Below are 2410 nucleotides of genomic sequence, written 5' to 3'. Positions count from 1 at the left end.
CGATGATGTGGCGGAGTGCCATCGACTTGCCGGCGCCGGCCGATCCCTGGATCAGGCATTTGTACGCGATCAGCCGGGCCAGATCGACATCGAGCGTGCCGCGCTGGGTCTTACCAAGGGTGAACTGCGGTGCTCTCGGGCCGGACGATCGCAAGGCTGGGGCAGGGCCGATCGTCGCTGGCGGTGAATCAGGTTCTTCGATCATGCCGCGGTCACGCAGCAGGGTGCGTAGCGCCGCGGTCGTTGGGAAATTATCATCGCCGGGGCGGACGATGCGCGGGCGTTCAAGCGCTTTGTCGGGCGCTGGGTTCAATCGTGCGGGCATGGTGGATCTCCATGGACGCGCCGGTGCGGCGTCCAGAAACGCCAACGCGCCCACGAGGGGCGCGCTGGCAGGGTTAGGATGTTGGATCAGTCGCGGATCAGGACCGAAACGTCCGGGTCACAATCACGCAGTTACGGGACGGGTGTGTCGTGATCTCGCCGCTCACGCTCATCGCGCCAATGGCGATCGAGGGCGCGGGCGATTTCGGCACGGGGTTGGACCGTGCGGAACAGCGCGAAGGCCGGTGCGCCGGCGACCGCGTCCTGATCCAGCGCTTCGAGGCTGGCGGTCACGCCGCGATCAGGGTGGCCGGTCTCCGCGTTGTAGTCGGCGACCAGTTGGCGGAATCCGGCATGGTCGCGGTATTCCTGCTCGAGGCGGGTGATCTGGGCCGCATGGCGCGGTAGGGTCTTGTCGACCGCCGCGGTCGGCGTGGTGGGTAGACCAGATGTCTGCGCCTGTCCGGGCTGTCTTGCCTGTGCTTCAGCGCGACGGTCGGCAGCCTGCACCAGTTGGGTAATATCCGGCCCTGCGGTGGTCCGGTCCGATGGCGCGCGCTCACGGCCATAGAGGAAGACGACAGCGCAAAGGCCAAGCCCAAGAATGAGGATCGATCGTGTCATGGCACCGACCCTATTTGCGCCCGGGCGGCGTCGGCTGGCAAATGAATTTCCGCGGACGGCGGTCCATTGCTGTCGATCTCGACCCAGTCGGCGTCGTTGCCAAGGCTGGCGGGCAATTCGAAGCGCTTGCGTTCCGCCCAATTGAAGATCGTCGCCTTGTCGAGATCCACCCAACCGTCATCGTTGGACCAGTAGCCACCCCCCTGCCCCATCTGATCCTCATTCGATGAATAGATCATGAAGCGCCTGCCGGCCTGGATCATTTCGTCGATCCAATCGCCGCAGTGAAGATCGCCGATGATCTCGCCAGTGCCGAGGTCGAGAACGCAGGCGCCTCCGCCGAAGGCATCCAGGATCGGCCGGGAGCAATCATAGCCCCAGCTGAACCCCCAGCGGCCCCGGAGTTTGAAGCGTTTGGCGCAGGCGAGGACGTAGTTGATGACGTGATCAGGGTCTCCCGCGCCGTCGCCATCATGGATCCAGATACCGCCCGGCGAGTCCTCCATCGGGTCGGCTTCCACTTCGAAGCAGGCGATATCGTCGTGTCGCGCCATCAGACGCTCGTAGGCTGCGAACAGCCGGACGGCGCGGGCTGCATTGTCGGTCGAGCCGGTATCGAGCCGGCAGGAAAAACGCGTGAGATAGTCGGGCATGGGAATAGCTCCGGGAATGAAAAAGCCCGGTGCGAGACCGGGCCGGTTGGGTTGATGGGAAAAGCCGGCGATCAGCCGGCGGGTGGCGGTTGGATGCGGTCATCGTCGAACGGGACGGCCTCGATGACCTGTTCCTTGCCGTCGGCAGTGATCCGGTCGATGTAGGCGATGATCCCTTCGCGCCGTTCATCGGTCTCGATGTGTTCTGGCTGGCTTCCTGACCCCATCGCAGCCTTTGCTGCGCTCTTCGCCGCCTCGATGGCCTCGACATCGCTGTTCGCCTCGACCGTGATGCTGTCATAGGCGCGCAACCAGAAGCCGATCTTCACGAGATATTCGGTCATGACGCGCTCCCGTCCAGAATGTCGCGCTCGAGTGCGCTGCGCGGCCCCATCCAGGCCTCCGGCCGGATCGCGCGCACCCAGTCCGCGAAACTCGGTATCCGTCCGAGATCCTCCTTCACGTGCTGTTCGGCGATGAGCCGGACCGGGACGATCCGGCCCGCGCTGTTGGTCAGAACGTGACCGAACACGCGCTCGGCGATGAAGATGCCGCTGGAGTGGTGGAGTGCCGCGCGGTGACGAAAATCGGCGATCGCCGCCTTGCTGGAATCCATGAAGTCATGGATGGCCTGGTAGTCAGCCGGGTCGCCGCCCCATGTGCGGGCAGACGACACCGAATGATGATAGGGGTGAGCCATTCGGTTTTCCTCCCTCAGACCTCGTATTCGTAGTAATTGGTTTCGGTGTAGCGCTCGTTCATCTCGAGCCGGATCGTCTGGCTCTCGACCTCGAAGACGCACTCGCCGT

General features: G+C 64.1%; 6 protein-coding genes. All 6 read right to left on the bottom strand.

The annotated features are described in order from the left end of the window. The coding region (locus ACP5E6_RS18335; RefSeq protein ID WP_427956768.1) for a hypothetical protein at positions 1-325 on the bottom strand (325 nt) is incomplete at its 3' end. 131 nt (positions 326-456) lie between these two features. Next, a complete protein-coding gene (locus tag ACP5E6_RS18330) occupies positions 457-948 on the bottom strand; it encodes a hypothetical protein (RefSeq protein WP_427956766.1) in 492 nt (163 codons plus the stop codon). Beyond that, the gene (locus tag ACP5E6_RS18325) at positions 945-1601 is read right to left on the bottom strand and encodes a hypothetical protein (protein WP_427956764.1); all 657 of its coding nucleotides are present in this window, start codon (positions 1599-1601) and stop codon (positions 945-947) included. Before ACP5E6_RS18325 ends, ACP5E6_RS18330 begins: the two co-directional genes overlap by 4 nt. Positions 1602-1672: 71 nt before the next feature. Further along, positions 1673-1945 (bottom strand): hypothetical protein, encoded by a 273-nt coding sequence (locus ACP5E6_RS18320; RefSeq protein WP_427956761.1) that lies wholly within the window; start codon positions 1943-1945, stop codon positions 1673-1675. After that, a complete protein-coding gene (locus tag ACP5E6_RS18315) occupies positions 1942-2301 on the bottom strand; it encodes a DUF6915 family protein (RefSeq protein WP_427956759.1) in 360 nt (119 codons plus the stop codon). Before ACP5E6_RS18315 ends, ACP5E6_RS18320 begins: the two co-directional genes overlap by 4 nt. A 14-nt stretch (positions 2302-2315) precedes the next feature. After that, a partial coding sequence (locus tag ACP5E6_RS18310) for a DUF6878 family protein (protein ID WP_427956770.1) occupies positions 2316-2410 on the bottom strand: 95 nt, incomplete at its 5' end.

The sequence above is a fragment of the Acidiphilium sp. genome, from assembly GCF_049977125.1.
In the GTDB taxonomy this organism is placed as follows: Bacteria; Pseudomonadota; Alphaproteobacteria; order Acetobacterales; family Acetobacteraceae; genus Acidiphilium.
This window is presented reverse-complemented; position numbering and strand designations above follow the sequence as displayed.